Source organism: Streptomyces sp. CA-146814, assembly GCF_050942385.1.
In the GTDB taxonomy this organism is placed as follows: Bacteria; Actinomycetota; Actinomycetes; order Streptomycetales; family Streptomycetaceae; genus Streptomyces.
Genome location: NZ_CP192068.1, coordinates 5,627,271 through 5,649,279 on the forward strand (window position 1 = coordinate 5,627,271; position 22,009 = coordinate 5,649,279).

At 71.1% G+C, this 22,009-nt stretch carries 22 protein-coding genes; 12 read left to right on the forward strand and 10 right to left on the reverse strand.

What is annotated here, in order from left to right:
- Positions 1-68: 68 nt before the first annotated feature.
- Both ACQP09_RS25305 and ACQP09_RS25310 read right to left on the reverse strand, forming a co-directional pair.
- Positions 69-545, reverse strand: a complete 477-nt coding sequence (locus ACQP09_RS25305) for a MarR family winged helix-turn-helix transcriptional regulator (protein ID WP_433403412.1) — start codon at positions 543-545, stop codon at positions 69-71.
- A 149-nt stretch (positions 546-694) separates the two neighbouring features.
- Complete coding sequence (locus tag ACQP09_RS25310; RefSeq protein ID WP_433403415.1) at positions 695-1,447, reverse strand: AIM24 family protein; 753 nt, start codon at positions 1,445-1,447, stop codon at positions 695-697.
- A gap of 201 nt (positions 1,448-1,648) precedes the next feature.
- Here ACQP09_RS25310 and ACQP09_RS25315 point away from each other — a divergent pair, with 201 nt between their 5' ends.
- Positions 1,649-2,854, forward strand: coding sequence for an RNA-guided endonuclease InsQ/TnpB family protein (locus tag ACQP09_RS25315; protein ID WP_433403418.1), 1,206 nt, complete (start codon positions 1,649-1,651; stop codon positions 2,852-2,854).
- Positions 2,855-2,889: 35 nt separating this feature from the next.
- Here ACQP09_RS25315 and ACQP09_RS25320 read toward each other — a convergent pair whose 3' ends face one another.
- Positions 2,890-3,540, reverse strand: a complete 651-nt coding sequence (locus ACQP09_RS25320) for an AIM24 family protein (RefSeq protein WP_433403420.1) — start codon at positions 3,538-3,540, stop codon at positions 2,890-2,892.
- Positions 3,540-4,172, reverse strand: coding sequence for an AIM24 family protein (locus ACQP09_RS25325; RefSeq protein WP_433406759.1), 633 nt, complete (start codon positions 4,170-4,172; stop codon positions 3,540-3,542). The genes ACQP09_RS25320 and ACQP09_RS25325 overlap by 1 nt, the downstream gene beginning before the upstream one ends.
- A 293-nt stretch (positions 4,173-4,465) precedes the next feature.
- Here ACQP09_RS25325 and ACQP09_RS25330 point away from each other — a divergent pair, with 293 nt between their 5' ends.
- The 5 genes from ACQP09_RS25330 (at position 4,466) to ACQP09_RS25350 (ending at position 9,765) form a co-directional block, all read left to right on the forward strand.
- Positions 4,466-4,816, forward strand: coding sequence for a DUF3817 domain-containing protein (locus ACQP09_RS25330; RefSeq protein ID WP_018509878.1), 351 nt, complete (start codon positions 4,466-4,468; stop codon positions 4,814-4,816).
- Positions 4,813-5,106 carry an MTH1187 family thiamine-binding protein gene (locus ACQP09_RS25335; RefSeq protein ID WP_433403423.1) on the forward strand — a complete coding sequence of 98 codons (294 nt, stop codon included), beginning with the start codon at positions 4,813-4,815 and terminating at the stop codon, positions 5,104-5,106. Before ACQP09_RS25330 ends, ACQP09_RS25335 begins: the two co-directional genes overlap by 4 nt.
- A gap of 174 nt (positions 5,107-5,280) precedes the next feature.
- Positions 5,281-7,113 carry a glycosyltransferase family 2 protein gene (locus ACQP09_RS25340; RefSeq protein ID WP_433403425.1) on the forward strand — a complete coding sequence of 611 codons (1,833 nt, stop codon included), beginning with the start codon at positions 5,281-5,283 and terminating at the stop codon, positions 7,111-7,113.
- Between the two features lie 3 nt (positions 7,114-7,116).
- Positions 7,117-9,072 (forward strand): galactose oxidase-like domain-containing protein, encoded by a 1,956-nt coding sequence (locus ACQP09_RS25345; protein WP_433403428.1) that lies wholly within the window; start codon positions 7,117-7,119, stop codon positions 9,070-9,072.
- A 57-nt stretch (positions 9,073-9,129) separates the two neighbouring features.
- Positions 9,130-9,765 carry an SMI1/KNR4 family protein gene (locus ACQP09_RS25350; protein ID WP_433403430.1) on the forward strand — a complete coding sequence of 212 codons (636 nt, stop codon included), beginning with the start codon at positions 9,130-9,132 and terminating at the stop codon, positions 9,763-9,765.
- Between the two features lie 73 nt (positions 9,766-9,838).
- Here the strand turns inward: ACQP09_RS25350 and ACQP09_RS25355 are convergent, their stop codons facing one another.
- The 3 genes from ACQP09_RS25355 to ACQP09_RS25365 all read right to left on the reverse strand — a co-directional run bounded on the left by ACQP09_RS25355 (position 9,839) and on the right by ACQP09_RS25365 (position 12,462).
- Positions 9,839-10,081, reverse strand: a complete 243-nt coding sequence (locus tag ACQP09_RS25355; protein ID WP_433403433.1) for a hypothetical protein — start codon at positions 10,079-10,081, stop codon at positions 9,839-9,841.
- 134 nt (positions 10,082-10,215) lie between these two features.
- Positions 10,216-11,256: a glycoside hydrolase family 6 protein gene (locus tag ACQP09_RS25360; RefSeq protein WP_433403436.1), complete on the reverse strand. Its 1,041-nt coding sequence runs from the start codon at positions 11,254-11,256 to the stop codon at positions 10,216-10,218.
- Between the two features lie 222 nt (positions 11,257-11,478).
- Positions 11,479-12,462 carry a DUF5937 family protein gene (locus ACQP09_RS25365; protein WP_433403439.1) on the reverse strand — a complete coding sequence of 328 codons (984 nt, stop codon included), beginning with the start codon at positions 12,460-12,462 and terminating at the stop codon, positions 11,479-11,481.
- A gap of 83 nt (positions 12,463-12,545) precedes the next feature.
- Here ACQP09_RS25365 and ACQP09_RS25370 point away from each other — a divergent pair, with 83 nt between their 5' ends.
- The 4 genes from ACQP09_RS25370 (at position 12,546) to ACQP09_RS25385 (ending at position 16,521) form a co-directional block, all read left to right on the forward strand.
- Entirely contained in the window at positions 12,546-13,820 is a 1,275-nt protein-coding gene (locus ACQP09_RS25370; RefSeq protein WP_433403441.1) for an MFS transporter, read from the forward strand.
- Between the two features lie 10 nt (positions 13,821-13,830).
- The gene (locus ACQP09_RS25375) at positions 13,831-14,340 is read left to right on the forward strand and encodes a MarR family winged helix-turn-helix transcriptional regulator (protein WP_161268193.1); all 510 of its coding nucleotides are present in this window, start codon (positions 13,831-13,833) and stop codon (positions 14,338-14,340) included.
- A gap of 68 nt (positions 14,341-14,408) precedes the next feature.
- Positions 14,409-14,735, forward strand: coding sequence for a DUF3817 domain-containing protein (locus ACQP09_RS25380; protein WP_433403445.1), 327 nt, complete (start codon positions 14,409-14,411; stop codon positions 14,733-14,735).
- A gap of 85 nt (positions 14,736-14,820) precedes the next feature.
- On the forward strand, positions 14,821-16,521 hold the full coding sequence (locus ACQP09_RS25385; protein WP_433403447.1) for an acyl-CoA mutase large subunit family protein: 1,701 nt from the start codon (positions 14,821-14,823) through the stop codon (positions 16,519-16,521).
- A 67-nt stretch (positions 16,522-16,588) separates the two neighbouring features.
- Here the strand turns inward: ACQP09_RS25385 and ACQP09_RS25390 are convergent, their stop codons facing one another.
- Positions 16,589-17,992, reverse strand: a complete 1,404-nt coding sequence (locus ACQP09_RS25390; RefSeq protein WP_433403450.1) for a sensor histidine kinase — start codon at positions 17,990-17,992, stop codon at positions 16,589-16,591.
- Positions 17,989-18,666: a response regulator transcription factor gene (locus ACQP09_RS25395; RefSeq protein WP_327220623.1), complete on the reverse strand. Its 678-nt coding sequence runs from the start codon at positions 18,664-18,666 to the stop codon at positions 17,989-17,991. Before ACQP09_RS25395 ends, ACQP09_RS25390 begins: the two co-directional genes overlap by 4 nt.
- A gap of 64 nt (positions 18,667-18,730) precedes the next feature.
- On the opposite strand from ACQP09_RS25395, the gene ACQP09_RS25400 reads away from it, so the two are divergent.
- On the forward strand, positions 18,731-19,933 hold the full coding sequence (locus tag ACQP09_RS25400; RefSeq protein ID WP_433403453.1) for a UDP-N-acetylglucosamine--N-acetylmuramyl-(pentapeptide) pyrophosphoryl-undecaprenol N-acetylglucosamine transferase: 1,203 nt from the start codon (positions 18,731-18,733) through the stop codon (positions 19,931-19,933).
- Positions 19,930-20,961 (forward strand): GDP-mannose 4,6-dehydratase, encoded by a 1,032-nt coding sequence (locus ACQP09_RS25405; RefSeq protein ID WP_433403456.1) that lies wholly within the window; start codon positions 19,930-19,932, stop codon positions 20,959-20,961. The genes ACQP09_RS25400 and ACQP09_RS25405 overlap by 4 nt, the downstream gene beginning before the upstream one ends.
- Here ACQP09_RS25405 and ACQP09_RS25410 read toward each other — a convergent pair.
- Positions 20,949-21,596, reverse strand: coding sequence for a TetR/AcrR family transcriptional regulator (locus ACQP09_RS25410; RefSeq protein ID WP_433403458.1), 648 nt, complete (start codon positions 21,594-21,596; stop codon positions 20,949-20,951). The two genes, ACQP09_RS25405 and ACQP09_RS25410, sit on opposite strands and share 13 nt — an antisense overlap.
- Positions 21,597-22,009: the final 413 nt, after the last annotated feature.

Sequence of the window (22,009 nt, forward strand, 5' to 3'; positions counted from 1 at the left end):
GACCGAAGCCGTACGACGCCACTGCGGCCCGACCGGCCCGCGAAGGCGCGCCGGTCAGGCCGTACGGGTCACGGCTTCCCGCGCCGCCCCCGCAGGTGCTCCGCGATCGGCGTCAGCGCCGCGTGCAGCTCCGCCAGGGCCTCCGGCGAGAGCAGGTCCATGAAGTGGTTGCGCACCGACTCGACGTGGTGCGGGGCGACCGTGCGCATGGTCTCGGCGCCCTGGTCGGTGAGGACCGCGTACAGCCCTCGCCGGTCCGACTCGCAGTGGGTGCGGCGGACCAGGCCCGCCGTCTCCATCCGGGTGATCTGGTGCGAGAGCCGGCTCTTGGACTGCAGGGTCGCGGCGGCGAGGTCGCTCATCCGCATCCGCTGGTCCTCGGACTCGGAGAGGTTGACCAGGATCTCGTAGTCGTTCATGGTCAGGCCGAACGGCTGGAGGTCCTTCTCCAGCTGGTGCGTCAGCAGCCTGCTGACGTCCAGGTGGGTGCGCCAGGCGCACTGCTCCGTGTCGCTCAGCCAGCGGGTGGCCGTCTCGGTCTCCATATATCGATTCTACCTAAGATGTTGAAAGCCGGACGAAACTAAGAGGTGTGACGGCGGGCACCCCGGAGCCGCCGGAGTGGTGACCGGCCGGTTGGCAAGGACCGGCGGCTGGGAGCAGACGTTCGACGTCACACTCCGCAGCCTACCGCTCACAAGCCGAAGCGACGCTGGAGGTCCCCCAGCTGGCCGGGGGCGCGCGGTGCGAAACCGCCACCCGGAACGCCCGGCTGACCCGGCACCGCGCCCGTCGCCTGCTCCGCCATCAGCGCCTCGCTGGACTGCAGCAGCACCGTGCCCGCCCCGACGAACTCGAACTGGTGCTCCTCGCCCGAGGTGCCGCCGATGCCCGTCAGTGACCGGATTCCGCCCATCACGCCCGTCATGTACCCGTGGTCGTAGTGGTGACACGGCGACGGGCAGTCGGCCCAGCCCACCAGCGCCTGCGGGTCGACCCGCAGCGGCGGCTCCATGAAGACCACCGGCCCGTTCGACGCGGCCACGAACTTCCCGGTGCCGATCAGCGTCACGAAGCCGGGCACGATCGACTGCTTCAGCGCGAGCGACGGGTCGAACGCCAGCAGGTTCCCGGACCGGATCGTCAGGTTGCCCTCGTCCAGGTCGAAGGAGTTGACGTCGAAGGCCCGGTCGGCCAGCAGCATCTTCCCGCTGCCCTCCGCCACCACCCAGTCGCTCGCGTGCAGCGGCGAGTGGAAGCTGGAGCGCACCAGCCGGTCGAACCGGCCGTGCCCGATGCCGTCGAAGTTGATCTGCCCGTAGTAGGCGATCATCTTCCCCTTCTGCAGGAACCACCGGCTCCCCTTGAGCTCCACGCAGAAGGTGTAGGAGTTGACGTTGTCGTCCGCCGGCAGCGTCATCGGATCGAAGATCACAGGCGTGCTCACCTGCCTTTCATGAGGTCCCGGCGCTCACGTCGGGGGGAACAATCTGCTCGTGTTGCCATGCGAACGGGCGTGCTCGTCATCGCTGGTCGGGGTGGTGCTCGCGGGAGCGGGGCACCTTTGTGCTGCTGTTGCACATATGGTCCTGCCGGAGGTTCGGGACAGTGCCGTACTCCGGTGCGACCATGAGGGGGCGAGGCGGCGATGGGTGTCGAGGTCGGGCATGCCCGCTTCACGTACCGGCTGCGTGTGTCGTCCACTGCCCGCACCGCTCTCGTGGCGGAGCGGGACCGATGCCGGTGGGTGTGGAACGAGTGCGTCGCGAAGTCGAGGGCCGTACAACTGCGCAACAGGTTCACCGGCGAGAAGACCACGTGCGGTCCGGCGCAACTCGACAAGATGCTGACCGAGACCCGTGCCCGTACGCCCTGGCTGCGTGAGGGCTCGTCGGTTGCCCAGCAGCAGGTCATCCGTGATTTCGGCCGCTCCCGTGCCAAGGCTTGCAAGGACATCGCGGAGCGTCTGCCGGTGGCACGTCGGGCCGGGATGCCGGGATGGAAGTCGAAGCGCGGGGCACTGACGACCCTGAACTACACCAGGCGCGGGTTCCGCTTGAAGGACGGTGTGCTGCACCTGGCGGGCGGCATCTCCGTGACGGTCGTGTGGTCGCGAGAACTGCCGCATGAGCCGTCCTCGGTGCGCGTGTACCAGGACAGTCTCGGGCATTGGTACTGCTCGTTCGTCGTTCCCGCACAGGCGGAGCCGCTGGCAGAGACGGGCCGTGTCCTCGGTGTCGGCTGGGGTGTGAGGGAGACCGCGACCACGACGTCCGACGTGTACGACCTGCCGCATGCCGAGCATGGCGGGAAGGCCCGGGCGAAAGTGGCCCGGTACGACCGGATGATGGCCCGCCGCAGGCCGAAGGAGGGCCGCCCCAAGTCCAAGGGTTACCGCGAGGCGAAGAGACTGCGGGCGAAGGCGCACAAGAAGGTCGCGCGGCAGCGTGAGGACACCGGCCGCAAGTGGGCCAAGAAGGCCATCCGCGACCACGACGCCATCGCTGTCGAAGACTTCTGCCCGAAGTTCCTCGCTCGAACGACCATGGCCCGCAAGGCCGCCGACGCCGCCATCGGCGCCACCAAGGCCGCTTTGATCGAGATGGGCCGTAAGCACGGGCGGGACATCCGCCTGGTGCATCCGGCGTTTACCACGATGGACTGCGGTCGCTGCGATGCGAGAGCCAAGCACGCACTGCCGCTGGGTGAACGCACCTACAAGTGCACCGCCTGCGGAGCTGTGTCCCCACGGGACAAGAACTCCGCACGCGTCATGCTCGTCCGGGCTGGTCTCACCCCGGCTGGTGCCGATGGCGGAAGACCTCTTGGAGCGCTGCTCCAAGAGGCGGCCTGAGCCAGGAATCCCCTGCCCTTCGGGGAGGGGAGGGTTCAAAGCTTCTCCTCCGATGCCTGGACGTACACCGCGCCGCTCCCGCTCAGCTCCAGCTGGAACGCCTCGCCGGAACCGCGCCCCACCATGTCCCGCCAGCCGACGGCGGTGGAGAGCTTGTTGCGTACGTCGCCGTGGTGGGCCACGTACGCCTGCGGGTCCACGTGGATGTCCCGGCCCGGCGCGATCGGCAGCTCGATCACTCCGCCGTGCGCCATCACCGCGACCGCGCCGTGCCCCTGGAGCGTGGTGGTGAACAGGCCCTGGCCGGTCACCTGGCCGCGCACCATGCCCATCACGCCGCCCTGCGAGCCCATGAACATCGTGCCCTGCTGGAGCGAGCCGTCGAAGGCGAGGAGGCGGTCCGCCTCCACGTACAGGGTGTCGCCGGCCAGGTTGATCACCTGGATGTGGTGGCCGCCGTGGCCGAACATCACCGTGCCCGAGCCCTCCACCGTCATCAGCGGTGTCGCCTCGCCCGTCACCCGGCGGCCGATCATCGACGCGAAGCCGCCCTGGCCGCCCTGGATGTTCGGCGTGAACGACACATCGCCCCGGTAGGCCAGCATCGCGCCGCGCTGGCTGAACAGCCTCTGGCCCGGAACCACCGTGGCCTCGATCATCTTGGAGTTGATCTCGCGGAACGGCATCAGACATCGCCTCCGACGGTGTTGCGCTCGCTCGGCTGTACGTAGACCAGGCCGTCGCCCTCGAAGCGCATCTGGAACGCCTCGCCGGAGCCCTCGCCCATCAGCGTCCGGAAGTTCACACCGCTCTGGAGCTGCTGCTGCAGGTGGCCCTGGTGCGCGATGTAGGCGCCCGGGTCGACCATCAGCGGATACTGCGGGGACACCCGCAGTATCACCGCCTCGCCGTCCGACATGATCGCCGCCTGGCCGGTGCCCGCCACCGTGGTGGTGAACAGGCCGTTGCCGCTCGCACCGCCGCGCAGGCCGGTGAACGTCGTCCCCGTGCGCAGGCCGGAGTCGGTGGCCAGCAGGTTGCTCGCCTCCACGTACAGCTTGTCGCCGTGCAGGGAGACCAGACTGATCTCGCTCGCCCGGTCGGCGAAGTAGCAGGTGCCCTGTCCGGACACCTCCATCACCGTCATCTGTTCGCCGGTCAGCCGGCGGGTCACCATCCCGCGGAGGCCCTCACCGCCGCCGGTCATCTTCTTGAACGTCATCCGGCCGTCGTACGCGACCATCGAGCCGTTCTTCGCCTTGACGGCATCGCCCGTCAGATCGACGGCGAGCGTCTTGCTGCCTTGGAGTCGGAACATCGCCACGCGGACGAAGGTAGCCGCCCGCCCCGCGCTCCGGCCAGGCCCTACGGAACCGTTACGCCCCTGATGCTCCCCTGATGCGCATCTGGACCGGTCCTGATGATGCGCGCCCCGACCGGCCCTGATATGCGGCGATACGCGCGCCCGGGAAGGGATTGGCCCCCGGCGGCCGGAGCGGACCGGCGCGATGCCACAATGGGGGCGGCTTGTGCCCGCGTTCACAAGCCCGTACGACTCACCAGCCCGTACGACACCGCCCACACACGACCCCTCCCACCGAAGGTGCCCCTGTGGACATCAAGACCGCCTCCGCCCTGCACCGGCTGCGCCTCATCTCGCTTCCCGAGGCGCTCTCCTTCCCCGCGCTCCTCATCTTCGGCTCGCTGCTCATGCGGGTCTCGGACATCGACTTCCTGATGCCGCCCCTCGGCATGATCCACGGCATCCTCTTCACGATCTACGTCGTGTTCCTGCTGGACGTCTGGATCAAGGCCAAGTGGCCGCTCAAGCGCGTCGCGCTCTTCTTCCTGCTCGCCGTCATCCCCTTCGGCGGCCTGTACGGCGACAAGCTGCTCAAGAAGTACGAGGCCGACGGCGTCATCGCCGCCCGCGCCCGCCGCGAAGGCACGGTCAGCGCATGATCGCCGCGTTCTCGGTCTCCCCGCTCGGTGTCGGTGAGGACGTGGGCGAGTACGTGGCCGACGCCGTGCGGGTCGTACGGGAGTCGGGTCTGCCCAACCGGACCGACGCCATGTTCACCTCTATCGAGGGGGAGTGGGACGAGGTCATGGACGTCGTCAAGCGCGCCGTGGCCGCCGTCGAGGCCCGCGCCGGACGCGTCTCCCTGGTACTGAAGGCCGACATCCGGCCCGGTGTCACCGACGGCCTGACCTCGAAGGTCGAGACGGTGGAGCGGTATCTCGCCCCCTGACGGACCGTCCGGCGTCCACCGCCCCGCGTTCACCCGATAAGCCCCCCGCCGCCACACGGCCGGGGGCTTTTCCGGTCCCGGATCAAAAACCCCTCACTCGGACCTGCCAAGTCGACACGCCGTTGCCTGTCCCCTTCTGTTGGGATATCAACCCGTTCGACAGTGGGAGGCACGGTGCGGTCGGAGGGCTACGACTACGACACCTACAGCCGGCTCGCGGGTCCGCTCACCGAGCCGGAGCCCGAGGGATACCGAGTCCGGTACCGATCCCTGCTCTCGACGGAGAAGCACCGAATAAGGGCCGTCCTGCTGATGACGCTCGCCCCGGTGCTCACCGCCACCCTGATGCTCTACCTGGTCTGGCCCTCGCACTGGACCGAGCGGGAGAACGGGGAGCGGTGGCTCGTCGTCGCCGACACCGCGATGCTGGTCTCGATCGGCCTGATCGGGCTCTTCATGCTGGTCAACGTGGTCTCCATCGCGCACGCGACGATGGTCGCCCGCGACCCCGTACCCGTGACGCCCGAGCCGGGCACCCGGGTCGCCTTCCTCACCACGTACGTCCCCGGCAAGGAACCGCTCTCCATGGTGCGCGCCACCCTGAAGGGCGCGGTGCGCCTCACGCACGACGGGCCGCTGGACATCTGGCTCCTCGACGAGGGCGACGACCCGGCCGCCCGGATGCTCTGCGCGGAGCTGGGCGTGCACCACTTCACCCGGCGCGGGGTGCCCGAGTGGAACCGTAAGAAGGGTGTCCACAAGGCGAAGACGAAGCACGGCAACTACAACGCCTGGATCGCCCTGCACGGCGACGCCTACGACTTCTTCGCCTCCGTCGACACCGACCATGTGCCGATGCCCAACTTCCTGGAGCGGATGCTGGGCTACTTCCGGGACCCGGACGTCGCCTTCGTCGTCGGACCCCAGGTGTACGGGAACTACGACTCGGCCGTCACCAAGGCCGCCGAGTCGCAGCAGTTCCTCTTCCACGCGCTGATCCAGCGCGCGGGCAACCGCTACGGCGCCCCGATGTTCGTCGGCACCAACAACGTCGTCCGCGTCGCCGCCGTACGCCAGGTCGGCGGGCTCTACGACTCGATCACCGAGGACATGGCGACCGGCTTCGAGATCCACCGCCGCCGCAACCCGCTCACCGGCCGCTTCTGGCGCTCGGTCTACACCCCCGACGTGCTGGCCGTCGGTGAGGGGCCCGCCTCCTGGACGGACTTCTTCACCCAGCAGCTGCGCTGGTCCAGGGGCACGTACGAGACGCTGTTCAAGCAGTACGTCAAGATGCTCTTCCGGGTCCCGCCGGGCCGGCTCCTCAGCTACACGCTGATGCTCGTCTACTACCCGATGACGGCCGTCAACTGGCTGCTCGGCGTGGGCAGCTGTGTGCTCTTCCTCTGGTTCGGCGCGTCCGGCACCCAGGTCGCCGCCTCGATCTGGCTGATGCTCTACAGCGACGCGGCGGCCCTCCAGATCGGGCTCTACCTCTGGAACCGGCGGCACAACGTCTCGCCGCACGAGCCCGAGGGCTCCGGCGGCCTCGCCGGGATGGCCATGTCCGCGCTCTCCGCGCCGATCTACCTCAGGTCGCTCGGCTCGGCGGTGCTGCGTACGGAGGGCCGGTTCGTCGTCACGCCCAAGGGCGGCCAGGTCTCCCCGGACCGGCTGCTCACCTTCCGTATCCACCTCTTCTGGGCCGCGGTCCTGTTCTCCTCGCTCGTCGCCTCGGTCCACCTGGACCACACGCATGTCGCGATGCGGACGTGGGCGACGCTCGGGCTCGCGATCGCCCTGTCGCCGGTCGCGGTGTGGGCCTGGACCGAATGGCGCGACCGGCGTACGCGGGCGGGCAACGCCGTCCCCGCGCCGTCGCCTGCCCCCGCGCCCGCCCCCGTACAGCAGGCGTTGCCCGAGCCGACGTACCTGACCACGACGACCACCACCAGCAGCAGCGCGAGTGCCGGCACCACCGCCACCACCACCGCAGGAGGGAACTGACCCATGGCCTACCGGCCTTCGAAGAAGATGCGGAAGACGCTCCTGGGCGGCGGCGCCGTGGTCGTGCTCGCGGGGCTCAACGCGCCGGCGGCGCTCTCCTTCGCGGAGGACCAGTACCACGCGTACAAGATCGCCCAGCCGAAGTACCAGGCGGAGTACGGTTCCTGGAAGCGCGTCGACATCCCTAAGGACTACCGCACCAACGCCATCCACGCGGCGCTCCTGCACACCGGGAAGGTGCTGATCGTCGCGGGCTCCGGCAACGACGAGAAGAACTTCGACGCGGGCACCTTCGACACCGTGCTGTGGGACCCGGCCGAGAACGTCTTCCAGAAGATCCCCACCCCCGAGGACTTCTTCTGCGGCGGCCACGCCCAGCTCCCGGACGGACGGCTGCTGATCGCCGGCGGCACCGCCCGCTACGAGGTGCTGGACGACAAGGTGAAGCGGGCCGGCGGCGGGATGCGGGTCAAGAACGAGAACCCGGACAAGGCGCTGAAGCTGAAGAAGGGCACGGTCTTCCGCTCGCCGTCCGGTGTCGAGTACGTCGCCAAGTTCGACGTCACCGTGCCGAAGGCGAAGCGCGAGTTCGAGGTCACGTACTTCGAGAGCGGCCAGATGAAGCCGTGGAAGACCAAGGTGACGGCGGCCGAGCAGCGGGTCTTCGTGGAGGCGGTGAACGACGGCGTCGAGGCGGTGGCGCCCGAGGCCGCCCAGTACGAGATCGTCGGTCTGAAGGGCAAGGAGGCCGACAACTCCTACGGGATCGCCGAGAAGATCACCATGGACAAGCAGGACTTCCAGGGGATCAGGGCGGCGTACGAGTTCGACCCGACGGCGGAGAAGTACATCAAGGTCGACCCGATGAAGGAGGCCCGCTGGTACCCGACGCTCGTCGGCCTGGAGGACGGCCGGGTGCTGTCCGTCTCCGGTCTCGACGACGTCGGCGCGATCCTGCCGGGCGACAACGAGATCTACGACCCGAAGACCAAGAAGTGGGCCAAGGGCCCCTTCCACTACTTCCCGACCTACCCGGCGCTCTTCCTCACCAAGGGCGGCAAGCTCTTCTACCCGGGCGCCAACGCCGGTTACGGCCCGGCGGACAAGGGCCGCGACCCCGGGATCTGGGACATCAGGAAGAACACCTTCACCAAGGTGCCGGGCCTGACCGACACCGACCAGCTGGAGACGGCCGCCTCGCTGCTGCTGCCGCCCGTCCAGGACCAGAAGGTGATGGTGCTCGGCGGCGGCGGGGTCGGCGAGTCCAAGAAGTCCACGGCCCGCACGGCGGTCATCGACCTCAAGGAGGCCAGTCCGGCCTTCAAGCCGGGCCCCGACCTGCCGCAGGGCACGCGCTACCTGAACAGCGTGATCATGCCGGACGACACCGTCTTCACCAGCGGCGGCTCGAAGGACTACCGGGGCCGGGGCGACAGCAACATCCTCAAGGCGCAGTCGTACGACCCGAAGACCAACACCTTCAAGGAGGCGGCCGAGCCGACGGTCGGCCGCAACTACCACTCCGAGGCGCTGCTGCTGCCCGACGGCCGGGTCGTCACCTTCGGTTCCGACTCGCTCTACGGCGACAAGGACAACACCAAGCTCGGCAAGTTCGAACAGCGCATGGAGGTCTACACCCCGCCCGCCCTGCACCGGGGCAAGGACAACCGCCCGGTGATCGGCGACGGCCCGGAGGCGGTCGAGCGCGGGAAGACGGTGACCTTCAAGACCGCCGACGCGGACCGGATCGCGACGGCCCGCCTGATGCGGCCGAGCGCGGTCACCCACACCACGGACGTGGAGCAGCGCTCCATCGAACTGGGCCTGAAGAAGGGCAAGGGCGAGGTCAGCGTGAGCGTGCCGGACGACCCCACACTGGTGCCGCCCGGCTGGTACATGCTCTTCGTCACCGACACCGACGGCGTCCCGTCGGAGGCGAAGTGGGTGAAGGCGCCCTGAGAACCGGGGGTTTCGCACGCGGCAGGGCCGCCGGCGTTGTCACACCCTCCTGCCACCATGGTCGGCATGAGTGAGACAACGGAACCTGAGGCGCGTACGGCCGGTGCGGCTCCGGCCACGCCGCATGACTGGCGCGCGTTTCTGGAGAAGTACGGACAGCGGTACCTGGTGAACCATGACGGCGCGGACGAACTGCTGGACGAGGACCAGGCGGACGCGCTGGACCGAGGCGAGCGGATCACCGTCTGGCTGGGTGCGGAACCGGCCCGGGAAGACGCCTTGGCGGCTACCGAGGAGCGGATCGGGCTGCGGCTGCCGCCGAGCCTGAGGAGCTTCTTCCTGACGAGCGACGGATGGGAGCACCTGGACGGCTGGGTGGACGGTGTCCATCCGAGCGGTCGTGTCGGGTGGATGCGGGACAGCGAGGATGGCGGCCGAGTGATCGAGGTATACGCCTCGATAGCCGGCAATGAGGACGATGTGAGCCTGTTCCGCCGGTCCGTCGAGATCGCGAAGGGAGAGGACTACTGGCTGCTCGACCCGACCGACGTCGGAGCGGACGGCGAGTGGGCCGCTTACGAGTTCACGCCGAAGTACGGCGATACGACGAGGTTCCCCAGCTTCGCGGCGCTGTTCCACGCCTCGTTCGAGGACATGGATGAGGACGGGGACGAGGACGACGACGAGGACTGAGCCCGGGCGACGGCGCGTGCGCCGAGGCCACCGTCCTGCCCCGTGACCGCCGGCCGGCTCCGGCGGTACCGGGTCAGGGGCTGGCCGGGTCGACTCCGTAGCGCAGGGGCGCGTGTTCCACCTGGAGGTCGCGGCGGTAGACGTGGAGCGCTTCCGCCCGGGCGCCGTCCGACGGTCCTTCCAGCTCGCAGGGGTAGGTGACCTGGACCACGGCGGGCCGGCCGGTGACCCGTATCCGGGTGCCGTCCGCCGGGCCGCCGACCAGGACGGCGGCCTCGCCGACGGTCTCTGGCGCCGCGTCAGGCGGCCTTGGCATCCGCGGCCGGTCCTGATGCGTCGTGTCTGTCCTGGATTCGAATCCCATGACAACACTTTAAAGGTTGCGCAATCTTTGAAGTGCGGTGCCGGGGTTCCGGAAGCGCGACGCTCCTGGAGCCCCGGCACCGCGCTTCAGGACTTCGCGCGCTCGGCCAGTCCCAGGGCGTACTCCGGCCACCAGGTGCCCGCCTCCGGTCCGCCGCGGCAGGTGCCGTCCGATTCGCCGGGGCGCTTGATCCACAGGTAGGCGTCGAGGCGGTCGGAGCGGGTGTCGGTGGTGGGCGGGGTGCCGAGCGCGCGGCCCGGTGGGTTGCACCAGGCCTCGGCGCGGTCCCCGGTGAGCGGGCCGCCGCCGTTGCGGCTGGTGTCGATCACGTAGTGCGCGCCGCCGACGGCGTCGGAGAGGAGGTCTCCGTACTCCTTCACGCTCGCGTTCGACTGGAAGTTGGACACGTTCAGCGAGAAGCCGTCGGCCCGGTCGATCCCGGCCTGGCGCAGCGTTCCGGCGATCTTGTCCGGTTCGACGATCCAGTCCGGGTTGCCCGCGTCCAGGTAGACCTTGGTCCGGGCGTTGGCCTTGAGCGTGTCCACGGCCTCGGAGAGCAGCTGGTAGCGCTCGGCGTGGTGCTCGGGCGGGGTGCAGCCGTCCGCGATGTGGGGGAGGGCGTCGGGCTCCAGGATCACGGTGGCCGGGGCGTCGCCGATGGCCTCGGTGAACTCACCGAGCCAGGACCGGTAGGCGTCCGCGTCCTTGGCGCCGCCCGCGGAGTAGAGCCCGCAGTCGCGGTGCGGGATGTTGTACGCGACGAGCAGGACGGTCTTCTTCGTCTCGGCCGCCGCCTTCGTGGCGGCCACGATCTCGGGTCCGGGCGCGTCCCAGGCGGGCCAGAGCGCCACCGGCCGGTCGGCGATCCGCCGCAGCGCCTTCGCGTCGTCCTCCCGGCCCGCCCGGTCCCAGGCACGCACCTGACGGGCGGCGTCGCTGTCCGGGTCGACCCAGTAGGGCGAGGCCGCGCTCGGCGCCGGTTCGCCGCGTACGGGGTCGGCCCCGGCGGCCGTCGGGCCCGCGCCGTCCGGTGCGGAGCAGCCCGCCGTGAGGACGGCCGCGAGAGCGGCGGCGGCAAGGGCGCAGAGAACGCGTACGTCTCTGGAAACGGTTCTACGGCCGGACATCCAGCCCCCTCGGACGGCGGTGGCTCACGGATACGGGACGGCGTGGTGCCCGGACGGCGCAGCGGAGGGCTGAGCACGGGCAGACGTCGGCAATCGTGACATACCGGTCACTCGGAGTGGCGCCGCGACACCATCCGTCACCGGACTCCGCCGAGGCAGCGGCCCGCGTGAGTCTGGGGGCCTCCGCTGAGGTGGCGCCCGCGTAGGCCTGAGCGCGTCCGCTCAGGTGCCGGCCGCCAGGGTGATCCCCAGGGGCGTCCGCTCGTACAGCACCTGGTGTCCGTACCGCCGCGACGTCAGCAGCCCCGCCTCCCGCAGCACCGACAGATGCGCCGACACGGAGGACGGCGCGAGGCCGAGCCGGTGGGCCAAGGTGCTCGTCCCGGCCGGTTCGTCCAGCGCGCACAGCACGTCCGCCCGGACCCGGCCCAGCAGCCGGGCCAGGGCCTGCGGTGTCCGCTCGCCCGCCGCGCTCCACAGCCCGCCGATCCCACGCGCCGGGTAGATCAGCCCCGGCTGCCACGGCTCCAGGTGGCCGCCCACCACCTCGGGCCAGACGAAGACGCTCGGCATCAGCACCAGGCCCTGGCCGCCCAGCACCTGTTCGTGGTCGCCGCGCGTGCCCTTCACGGTGAGCGTCGAACCGTTCCAGCTCAGCTGCGTACTCACCTCGCCCAGCAGCCCCGCGAGCCCGCTGTCCGCGAGCTTGCGCGAGTGGTACGCGATGTCCGCCTCCAGCAGCGCCCGCAGCCGCGGCCAGTACGGCTCGATCAGCGCCTGCCAGGCCCGCTCCAGCAGATCGGCCAGCTCCCGCACGGCCCGCGCCGGATCGGCCAGCAGCCGGCGGCCCGTCACCGACTCCCGGGCGCCGGGCCGCTCCAGGAGCGCCAGCTCCATGTCCGCCCGCGCCACCTCCGGATCGACCGCCCGCACATCCGCGATCTCCTCCGCGAACGTGGCGAGCGGCCCGATCGGCGGCGGGCAGATGAAGTCCGGGTTGTGGCCCCCGTCCGGCATCAGCAGCCACAGCGGTTCGAGGTCGAGAGCCGCCGCCGCGTCCCGGGTCCGCCGGAGCCACGGCAGGTGGTAGCCGTGGCGGTGGTGCCGGGCCAGCGTCCGCACCGCCTCCTGGGTCTCCACCAGCGGCGAGAGCGCGAACCGGCAGCGCAGCAGGTCGCTCTCGTCGAAGTGCAGCTGGAACGGCATGCCACCCCTCACCCGGGCATCGGAGATTCGTCCCCAGCCGAAAGTCTAGGGCGAGGCGTACCCCTGGCTCCAGGCTGCGGTTCATGTCCCAGGCGTCCTCCTCCACCCCGCCCACCGGCTACCGTGCCGTCTTCCGCGTCCGCGAGTTCCGGGCCGTCTTCGCCGCGCACCTGCTCTCGCTCCTCGGCGTCGTCGTCAGCGAACTCGCGCTCACCGTGCTCGTCTACGACCTCACCGGCTCCCCGCTGCTCAGCGCCCTGACGTTCGCGCTCGGGCTGCTCCCGTACGTCATCGGCGGAACGCTCTTCGCGGGCGTCGCCGACCGCTATCCGGCCCGCCGCGTCCTGGTCGTCTGCGACCTCCTCTGCGCGGCCTGCGTCGCCGTGATGCTGGTGCCCGCCACCCCGGTCGCCGGACTCCTCGCGCTGCGCTGCCTGGTCGCCGCGATCGCGCCGGTCTTCACGGGGACGCGGATGGCCGCGCTCACCGACATCCTGGGCGACGGCGACCTCTACGTCCTCGGCCGCTCCCTCCTGCGGATCGTCTCGCAGAGCGCGATGCTCATCGGCTTCGGCGCGGGCGGCGCGCTGCTCACCGTGCTCTCCCCGCGCGGCGCGATCACCGTCACCGTGGTCACCTTCCTCTGCTCGGCCGCCCTCCTCCGCCTCGGCACCCGCGACCGCCCGGCCCGCACCGGGAGCGCCTCCGCCACGCTGCTGAAGGAGTCGCTCTCCGGAGCCCGGCTGATCCTGGGCGACCGCCGTGTCCGGGCGCTGCTGTTCCTGTTCTGGCTGCCCGCGATGTTCGTCGTCGCTCCGGAGGCGCTCGCCGCTCCGTACGTGGCCGAGATCGGCGCCGGTCCGGCCGCGCTCGGCCTGCTGCTCTGCGCGATGGCCGTCGGACACGTGGGCGCCGAGCTCTTCGTCGGGTCCGCGCTCCGGCCCCGTACGCGATCGAGGATCGTGCTGCCGGTCGCGGCCGTGGGCCTGCTGCCGCTGGTGGTGTACGCGGTCCGGCCGGGGCTGCCGCTGGCGCTGGCCGCCCTCGCGCTGGCCGGGATGGGGGCGGCGTACGTCATCGGGCTCGACCAGTGGTTCGTGGACGCCGTACCGCCGGAGCTGCGCGGGCGGGCCATGACGCTGCTCACCGCCGGGCTGATGACGATCCAGGGCGCGGGCATGGCGCTGGCGGGGCTTGCGGCCGAGTTCTTCCCGGTGCACCACGTGGTCGCCGGATCCGGAATCATCGGTACCGTCGTCTCGCTCCTCGTGGTCGCCGAGGTCCGCCGAACGGCCCCTGGACGCATGTCCGATACCGAAAGGCGAGACGGGGCTGACCGGCATGTGACCAGTCGGTAAGGTCGGTGCCGTGCCGAAGCCGCTCAGCCTTCCTTTCGATCCCATCGCCCGTGCCGAGGAACTCTGGCATCAGCGCTGGGGGCCCGTGCCCTCCATGGGGGCGATCACCTCGATCATGCGGGCGCAGCAGATCCTGCTCGCGGAGGTGGACGCGGTGGTCAAGCCGTACGGTCTGACCTTCGCCCGGTACGAGGCCTTGGTGCTGCTCACCTTCTCCAAGGCGGGCGAGCTGCCGATGTCGAAGATCGGCGAGCGGCTGATGGTGCACCCCACCTCGGTCACCAACACCGTGGACCGGCTGGTGAAGTCCGGCCTGGTCAGCAAGCGCCCGAACCCCAACGACGGCCGTGGCACGCTCGCCTCCATCACCGACAAGGGCCGTGAGGTCGTCGAGTCGGCCACCGAGGACCTGGTCGCGATGGACTTCGGGCTCGGGGTGTACGACGCCGAGGAGTGCGGGGAGATCTTCGCCATGCTCCGGCCGCTGCGGGTGGCGGCGCAGGACTTCGACGAGGGGTGAACGAGGCTGTCCTTTCGACGGAGGGCCCGCGCGAAGATCGCTCCGGCCGTCCCGTTACGCTCGTGTCCATGAAACAGAACGTGCTCACCCGCTACCGGGTGATGGCTTACGTCACCGCCATCTGGCTGCTCGTCTTCACGGTGGCGATCATCGCGAAGTACGCCTTCGACACCGGCGACACCATGGTGATCTCCCAGATCCACGGCGTGCTGTTCATCGTCTACGTCGTCTTCGCCTTCGACCTCGGCTCCAAGGCGAAGTGGCCGTTCGGCAAGCTCCTGTGGGTGCTGGCGGCCGGCTGCATCCCGTTCGCCTCCTTCTTCGTCGAGCCGAAGGTGAGCCGCGAGGCCCAGGATCTGATCGACGCGACCGCTCCGGCGCCCGCGAAAGCCTGACCGGCACGGCACTCCCACCGCCCCGCGTGAAGCGCCGGGCGGTTTGCCATCGACATTTACTAGGACGTCCTAGTAAATTCGAAGCATGGACGCTGACGCGATCGAGGAAGGCCGCCTCCGCTGGCAGGCCCGTTACGACAAGGCCCGCAAGCGGGACGCGGACTTCACCACGCTCTCCGGTGACCCGGTGGAGCCGGTCTACGGGCCGCGCCCCGGCGACACGTACGAGGGGTTCGAGCGGATCGGCTGGCCGGGGGAGTACCCCTTCACCCGGGGCCTGCACCCGACCGGCTACCGGGGCCGCACCTGGACCATCCGCCAGTTCGCCGGCTTCGGCAACGCCGAGCAGACCAACGAGCGGTACAAGATGATCCTCGCGGCGGGCGGCGGCGGCCTCAGTGTCGCCTTCGACATGCCGACCCTGATGGGCCGCGACTCCGACGAATCGCGTTCGCTCGGCGAGGTCGGCCACTGCGGGGTCGCCATCGACTCCGCCGCCGACATGGAGATCCTGTTCAAGGACATCCCGCTCGGTGACGTCACCACCTCCATGACGATCAGCGGCCCGGCCGTCCCGGTCTTCTGCATGTACCTGGTCGCCGCCGAGCGCCAGGGCGTCGACCCGGGCGTGCTCAACGGCACGCTCCAGACCGACATCTTCAAGGAGTACATCGCCCAGAAGGAGTGGCTCTTCCAGCCCGAGCCGCACCTGCGCCTCATCGGCGACCTGATGGAGCACTGCGCCTCCTCCATCCCCGCCTACAAGCCGCTCTCCGTCTCCGGCTACCACATCCGCGAGGCCGGGGCGACGGCCGCGCAGGAGCTGACGTACACGCTGGCCGACGGCTTCGGCTACGTCGAGCTCGGCCTCTCCCGCGGCCTGGACATCGACACCTTCGCCCCCGGCCTCTCCTTCTTCTTCGACGCGCACCTCGACTTCTTCGAGGAGATCGCCAAGTTCCGCGCCGCCCGCCGCATCTGGGCCCGCTGGATGAAGGAGACGTACGGCGCCAAGACCGACAAGGCGCAGTGGCTCCGCTTCCACACCCAGACCGCCGGGGTCTCGCTCACCGCGCAGCAGCCGTACAACAACGTCGTACGGACGGCCGTCGAAGCCCTCTCCGCCGTCCTCGGCGGCACCAACTCGCTCCACACCAACGCCCTGGACGAGACCCTCGCGCTCCCCTCCGAGCAGGCCGCCGAGATCGCCCTGCGCACGCAGCAGGTGCTGATGGAGGAGACCGGCGTCGCCAACGTGGCCGACCCGCTGGGCGGCTCCTGGTACGTGGAGCAGCTCACCGACCGGATCGAGGCCGAGGCCGAGAAGATCTTCGACCAGATCAAGGAGCGCGGCACCCGGGCCCACCCGGACGGGCAGCACCCGATCGGCCCGATCACCTCCGGCATCCTGCGCGGCATCGAGGACGGCTGGTTCACCGGCGAGATCGCCGAGTCCGCCTTCCAGTACCAGCGGGCCCTGGAGAAGGGCGACAAGCGGGTCGTCGGCGTCAACGTCCACCACGGCTCGGTCACCGGCGACCTGGAGATCCTCCGCGTCAGCCACGAGGTGGAGCGCGACCAGGTCAGCCAGCTCACCGCCCGCAAGGCGGCCCGCGACGACGCGAAGGTGAGCGCCGCGCTGGACGCGATGCTGGCCGCCGCCCGCGACGGCTCGAACATGATCGCGCCGATGCTGGACGCGGTACGGGCCGAGGCCACGCTCGGCGAGATCTGCGAGGCGCTGCGCGAGGAGTGGGGCACGTACACGGAGCCGCCGGGCTTCTGAGCCGTACGGGGACGTTGCGGGGAGGGCCCGGACGCGCAGGTTCCACCGGGGGAGGGCCCTTCAGCTCCTACGGGCCCTCCCCGCCGAACGCCACCGTGAACAGCGCCCCGCCGCCCGGCGCCGCCCGTACCGTCAGCTCCGCCCCGTGCGCGCGGGCGATCTGCCGGGCCATCGCGAGCCCCAGCCCCGAGCCGGGGAGAGCGCGGGCGGCCTCGGCGCGGTAGAAGCGGTCGAAGACGTACGGGAGATCCTCGGCCGCGATCCCGGGCCCGTGGTCCCGTACCGTCAGCTCAAGCCCACCCCCGTACGCGGTCAGCCCCACCTCCACCGGCGCGTCCGGTGGGCTGAACTTGGCCGCGTTGTCCAGCAGGTTGGTCAGCAGCCGGGCCAGCCGCGCCGGTACGCCGGGCCGGACCGCCTCCGCCGCGCCGGGACCGGTGGACAGCGCGAACCGGACGCGCGGCCAGTGCGTCCGGGCCATGGCCACCGTCCGCTCCACCAGCTCCGCGATCCGCACCTCCTCCAGCAGCGGTTGCGGCTCCTCGTCCCGGGCCAGCTCGATCAGGTCGTTCACCAGCCCGGTCACCTCCCGGATCTGCCGCCCCAGCGCCCCCGAGGCCCGCTCGCGCTGCGCGGGCGTCAGCCGGTCCGCGCGGGCCAGCAGCTCCGCGTTGGTGCGCAGAGCCGTCAACGGGGTCCGCAGCTCGTGCGAGGCGTCCGCGACCAGCCGCCGCTGCGCGCTCACCGACTGCTCCAGCTCCCCGAGCATCGTGTTGAAGCTGGCCGCGAGCCGGGTCACCTCGTCCTGCCGCCCCGGCGGCCCCGGCGGCAGCTCGATGCGGTGGCGCGGGTCCCGGGTCGCCGCGATCCGCTCGGCGGTCGAGGTCAGCCGGGCCACCGGCGCGAGCCCGGTACGCGAGACGGCGTACCCGAGCACCCCCGCCAGCAGCACCCCCGCCCCGCCGACCGCCGCCAGCAGCACCGCCGCCTGCCGCACGCCCCGCTCCACCGGATCCGCGCGCAGCGCCACCTGGAGCGCCCGCCCGTCCCCGAACGGCGTGGTCAGCATCCGCAGCGGCTGCCCGAACCGGGTGACGTTGCTGAAGTACGGGGCCCGCGTCCCCGCCGCCACTTCGCGTACGGGGTCGGAGACGGGCAGCAGATACGCGGCCTCCGGGTCCGCCGCCGGGTCGGCCGGGACGACCTGGGCGCAGGCGGGCGCGGAGAGGTAGCGGCACTCCCCGGCGATGATCTGCGGGCCCTCGCCCCGGTTCTCCTGGACCACCCGGGTCGCGGACTGGGTCAGGGACAGGTCCAGTTGGTGCAGCAGCTCGTACCGGATGACGAAGAACGCCGCCGCGCACACCCCGACCGCGACCAGCGCCACGGCCGCCGATGCCGCCAGCGCGAGGCGCGTACGGAGCGGCCGCCTCCGTCGCCACCGGGCGCCCAGCCTCCGCACCCCGCTCACGCCACGTCCAGCCGGTAGCCGAGCCCGTGCACGGTGTGGACGAGCCGCGGTTCGCCGCCCGCCTCCAGCTTCCGCCGCAGATAACCCACGTACACCGCGAGCGAGTTGGAGTCGGGCCCGAAGTCCTGGCCCCAGACCCGCTCCAGGATCACCTCGCGCGGCAGCACCTGGCCCGGGTGGCGCAGGAGCAGCTCCAGCAGCGCGGCCTCCGTGCGGGAGAACTCCACGGGCCGCCCCGCCCGCCGCCCGGTCCGCGTCACCGGATCCAGGGTCAGGTCCGCGAAGGCCAGGTCCCCGTCCGGGGCGGGCGGCGCGGCCCGCCGCAGCAACGCCCGTACGCGCGCCACCAGTTCGTCCAGCGCGAACGGCTTCACCAGATAGTCGTCGGCCCCCGCCTCCAGGCCGTCCACCCGCTCGGCCACCGACGACAGCGCGGTCAGCACCAGCACCGGCGTCCGGTCCTCCACCGCCCGCAGCCTCCGGCAGACCGCCAGCCCGTCCAGCACCGGCATCATCACGTCCAGGACCACCGCGTCCGGCTCCCAGGCGGCCACCGCCGACAGCGCGGCCAGCCCGTCGCCGACGCCCCGCACCTCGTACCCCTCGATCCGCAGCCCGTCCTCGACGGCGGCCCGCACTTCCGGCTCGTCCTCGGCCACCAGAATCCTGTTCATGGTCCGAAGCCTGCCAAACCGGACTCTTAGAACCTTCTTAGGCCGCCTCCCGAGAGTGGCGGCCATGCGCACACCACTCTCCGTCGTGATCGGTGCGGGCGGCACCGGCGGTCACATCTATCCCGGTCTCGCCCTCGCCGAGGCCCTGCGCCGCGCCGACCCGGACGCGGTCATCTCCTTCATCGGCACCGAACGCGGTCTGGAGACGACCCTGATCCCGGCCGCCGGCTACCGGCTGCACACCGTCGACATGATCCCCTTCGACCCCGCGCTCGGCGCGAAGCGTTTCCTCCTCCCGGCCGCGCTGCTGCGCTCCGGCGCCCAGGCCCGCGCCGTCCTGCGCAGGCAGCGGGCGCAGGTGGTCGTCGGTATGGGCGGCTACCCGAGCGCCCCGGCGATCGTCGGCGCGAGGATGGCCGGGCTGCCCAGCGTGATCCATGAGTCCAACGCGGTCCCGGGCCGGGCCAACCAGTTCGCCGCCCGGCTCACCGAGCACCTCACGGTCGCCTTCGACGGCAGCCGCGCCCATCTGTCGGGCGGCGAGCGGGCCCTGACGGTCGGCATGCCGATCGCCGCGTCGCTGGCCGCGCTGGACCGGCCCGCGCTGCGCGCGGAGGCCCGGCGCGCGTTCGGGATACCGGAGGGCGCGCGGGTGGTCCTCTTCAACGGCGGGAGCCTCGGCGCGGCCCGGCTCACGGCGGCCGCCGTGGGGCTCGCCGCCCGGTGGAAGGGGCGTGGGGACGTCCACCTGCTCATCAAGACGGGCCCGCCCGCGCTGGCGGAGACCCGGCGGAAGCTGGCCGAGGCGGGCGTGGGGGCCGTCGCCCAGGGGGAGGCCCGTCAGCAGCCGGCCGGCGCCGCTTCCGGCCCCGTCGCCCAGGCCGTGCCCTACCTGGACCGGATGGACCTCGCCTACGCGGTGGCCGACCTGGTGGTCTGCCGGGCCGGCTCGGCCACGATCGCGGAACTGGCGACGACCGGGGTGCCCGCCGTCCTCGTGCCGTACCCGCACGCCCCCGGCGACCACCAGACCCACAACGCCCGGGTCCTCTCCGACGCCGGTGCCGCCCACCTCGTCCCCGACGCCGAGACCACCGCCGACCGGCTGGCCGAACTGATCGACCCGCTGCTCGCGGACCCGGCGCGGCTCGCCGTGATGGGGCGCGCGGCCGACCCGGGCAACCACGCGCGAGCGGCCGACCTGCTGGCGGAGACCGTCATCCGCCTCGCCCTACGACCCACCACCACAAGGGAGTTCACCTCATGACCGATGTCACCGATGTCACCGATGTCACCGATGTCATCGACTGGACCGGCCGCACCGTCCTCGTCACCGGAGCCGAAGGCTTCATCGGCTCCACCCTCGTGGACCTCCTCGTCCAACGAGGCGCGCACGTCCGGGCGTTCGTCCACTACAAGCCGTACGCCGACAAAGGCCACCTGGCCCGCTACCTCCAGGACCCGCACGGCCCGGTCGAGTTCATCGCCGGGGACGTCGGCGACGCGGGCCGCGTGATGGACGCCGTCGAAGGCTGCGACACGGTCTTCCACCTCGCCGCGCTGATCGGCATCCCGTACAGCTACGACGCGCCGGGCGCGTACGTCCGTACCAACGTCGTCGGCACCGAGAACATCGCCGAGGCCTGCCGCCGCCACTCCGTACGCCGCCTCCTGCACACCTCCACCAGCGAGGTCTACGGGTCCGCCCTGACGGCCCCGATCAGCGAGGACCACCCGCTCCAGCCGCAGTCGCCGTACTCCGCCTCGAAGATCGGCGCGGACATGATGGCGCTGTCGCACTGGCACGCCTTCGAGCTGCCGGTGACGGTGGTGCGGCCGTTCAACACCTACGGGCCCCGCCAGTCGGCCCGTGCCGTCATCCCGACGATCCTCGCCCAACTGCACTCCGGCGCACGGGAGATCCGGCTCGGCTCGCTGACCCCGACCCGCGACTTCACGTACGTCACCGACACCGCCGCCGGATTCCTGGCGCTGGCCGACTGCGACCGGGCCCTGGGGGAGAGCGTCAACCTCGGTACCGGGCAGGAGATTTCGATCGGGGATCTCGCCAAGGCCCTCATCACCGCCTCCGGCCGGGACGCCGAGATCGTCGTGGACCCGGCGCGGCTGCGGCCCTCCGGCAGCGAGGTGCACCGGCTGCTCTCCGACAACACCCGGGCCCGCGAGTGGGCAGGATGGGAACCCGAAGTCACCCTGGAGGAGGGGCTGGAACGCACGTCGGCCTGGGTGGCGGGCCACCTCCACCTCTTCGCACCGGGCCGCTACCAGGTCTGAGTTCCACCAGGAGGCGTCTGCGCGCCGGACAGTCCCCGTAGCAGCAGCGTGGTGAACCCGCTCGCCCACGCGGCGTCCACCGGCTCGGCGCTCACCAGCATCCGGTGCACCACCGCGCCCGCGATCACGTCGAAGATCAGGTCGGCGGTGCGGTCCGCCACCACCGTGTCCGTCTCGACGGGCAGTTCGCCCCTCTGCTGCGCCCGCTGCCGGCCCTCCAGCACCAGCCGCTTCTGCCGCTCCACGATCGAGTCCCGGATCCGCACCCGCAGCGAGTCGTCCCGGGTCGACTCGGCGACCACCGCCATCAGCGCCGTCCGGGTCTCCGGCCGCTCCAGCAGGGCGGCGAACTGGAGCACCACACCCTGCACATCGGCGGCCAGGCTGCCCCGGTCGGGGAGCTCCAGCTCGTCGAAGAGGACGGCCACCGCGTCCACCACCAGCTCGTTCTTGCCCGCCCAGCGCCGGTAGAGGGTCGTCTTGGCGACTCCGGCCCGGGTCGCCACATCGCCCATGGTCAGCTTCGACCAGCCGAGGTCGACCAGGGAGGCGCGGGTCGCCTCCAGGATCGCGGCATCGGCGGCAGGAGAGCGGGGACGTCCTGTCCGGGCGTTCTGGGGGTCGGTGCGGCTCATGATGCGGCGACCATACCGGCCGGTAGGGAGGTTCGTTCCGCCCCGGGTTCCGTGAGACAGATCACCGGGAGGGCCTGTTCCGGCGGGCCGATCGGCAGTTACGCTACGGGTCGTAGCGTAAGGAAGGCGGCAGGCCCGCCCCCGTACGCCACGGAACGAACGAGCGACAGCCACCAGGGCCTTCACCGAGGCCCCAGGCGCCGGGTGGGGACCCGGAGCCGCACGGACCGGCCGGATGGGGATCCGGAAGGTCCACCGGGTCTCATCGAGGCCCGTCTCTGTTCCACCGGGGTTTGTTCGGAGCCCCGCCGGGGTTCTTCAGGGCCCCCGGGAACCGCCTTCGTCCGCCCGCCCGGCACACCGGCCGGCGCTGCGGACCGGCCCGGTTCCCGTATCGCTTTCCGGAACGGCGT

What these genes read in the sequence shown, in the direction of transcription:
- ACQP09_RS25305 (WP_433403412.1), bottom strand. Translation starts at nt 545, where the DNA reads ATGGAGACCGAGACGGCCACCCGCTGGCTGAGCGACACGGAGCAGTGC.
- ACQP09_RS25315 (WP_433403418.1), top strand. Translation starts at nt 1,649, where the DNA reads ATGGGTGTCGAGGTCGGGCATGCCCGCTTCACGTACCGGCTGCGTGTG.
- ACQP09_RS25320 (WP_433403420.1), bottom strand. Translation starts at nt 3,540, where the DNA reads ATGCCGTTCCGCGAGATCAACTCCAAGATGATCGAGGCCACGGTGGTT.
- ACQP09_RS25325 (WP_433406759.1), bottom strand. Translation starts at nt 4,172, where the DNA reads ATGTTCCGACTCCAAGGCAGCAAGACGCTCGCCGTCGATCTGACGGGC.
- ACQP09_RS25335 (WP_433403423.1), top strand. Translation starts at nt 4,813, where the DNA reads ATGATCGCCGCGTTCTCGGTCTCCCCGCTCGGTGTCGGTGAGGACGTG.
- ACQP09_RS25345 (WP_433403428.1), top strand. Translation starts at nt 7,117, where the DNA reads ATGGCCTACCGGCCTTCGAAGAAGATGCGGAAGACGCTCCTGGGCGGC.
- ACQP09_RS25350 (WP_433403430.1), top strand. Translation starts at nt 9,130, where the DNA reads ATGGTCGGCATGAGTGAGACAACGGAACCTGAGGCGCGTACGGCCGGT.
- ACQP09_RS25355 (WP_433403433.1), bottom strand. Translation starts at nt 10,081, where the DNA reads ATGCCAAGGCCGCCTGACGCGGCGCCAGAGACCGTCGGCGAGGCCGCC.
- ACQP09_RS25360 (WP_433403436.1), bottom strand. Translation starts at nt 11,256, where the DNA reads ATGTCCGGCCGTAGAACCGTTTCCAGAGACGTACGCGTTCTCTGCGCC.
- ACQP09_RS25365 (WP_433403439.1), bottom strand. Translation starts at nt 12,462, where the DNA reads ATGCCGTTCCAGCTGCACTTCGACGAGAGCGACCTGCTGCGCTGCCGG.
- ACQP09_RS25370 (WP_433403441.1), top strand. Translation starts at nt 12,546, where the DNA reads ATGTCCCAGGCGTCCTCCTCCACCCCGCCCACCGGCTACCGTGCCGTC.
- ACQP09_RS25380 (WP_433403445.1), top strand. Translation starts at nt 14,409, where the DNA reads ATGAAACAGAACGTGCTCACCCGCTACCGGGTGATGGCTTACGTCACC.
- ACQP09_RS25385 (WP_433403447.1), top strand. Translation starts at nt 14,821, where the DNA reads ATGGACGCTGACGCGATCGAGGAAGGCCGCCTCCGCTGGCAGGCCCGT.
- ACQP09_RS25395 (WP_327220623.1), bottom strand. Translation starts at nt 18,666, where the DNA reads ATGAACAGGATTCTGGTGGCCGAGGACGAGCCGGAAGTGCGGGCCGCC.
- ACQP09_RS25400 (WP_433403453.1), top strand. Translation starts at nt 18,731, where the DNA reads ATGCGCACACCACTCTCCGTCGTGATCGGTGCGGGCGGCACCGGCGGT.
- ACQP09_RS25405 (WP_433403456.1), top strand. Translation starts at nt 19,930, where the DNA reads ATGACCGATGTCACCGATGTCACCGATGTCACCGATGTCATCGACTGG.
- ACQP09_RS25410 (WP_433403458.1), bottom strand. Translation starts at nt 21,596, where the DNA reads ATGAGCCGCACCGACCCCCAGAACGCCCGGACAGGACGTCCCCGCTCT.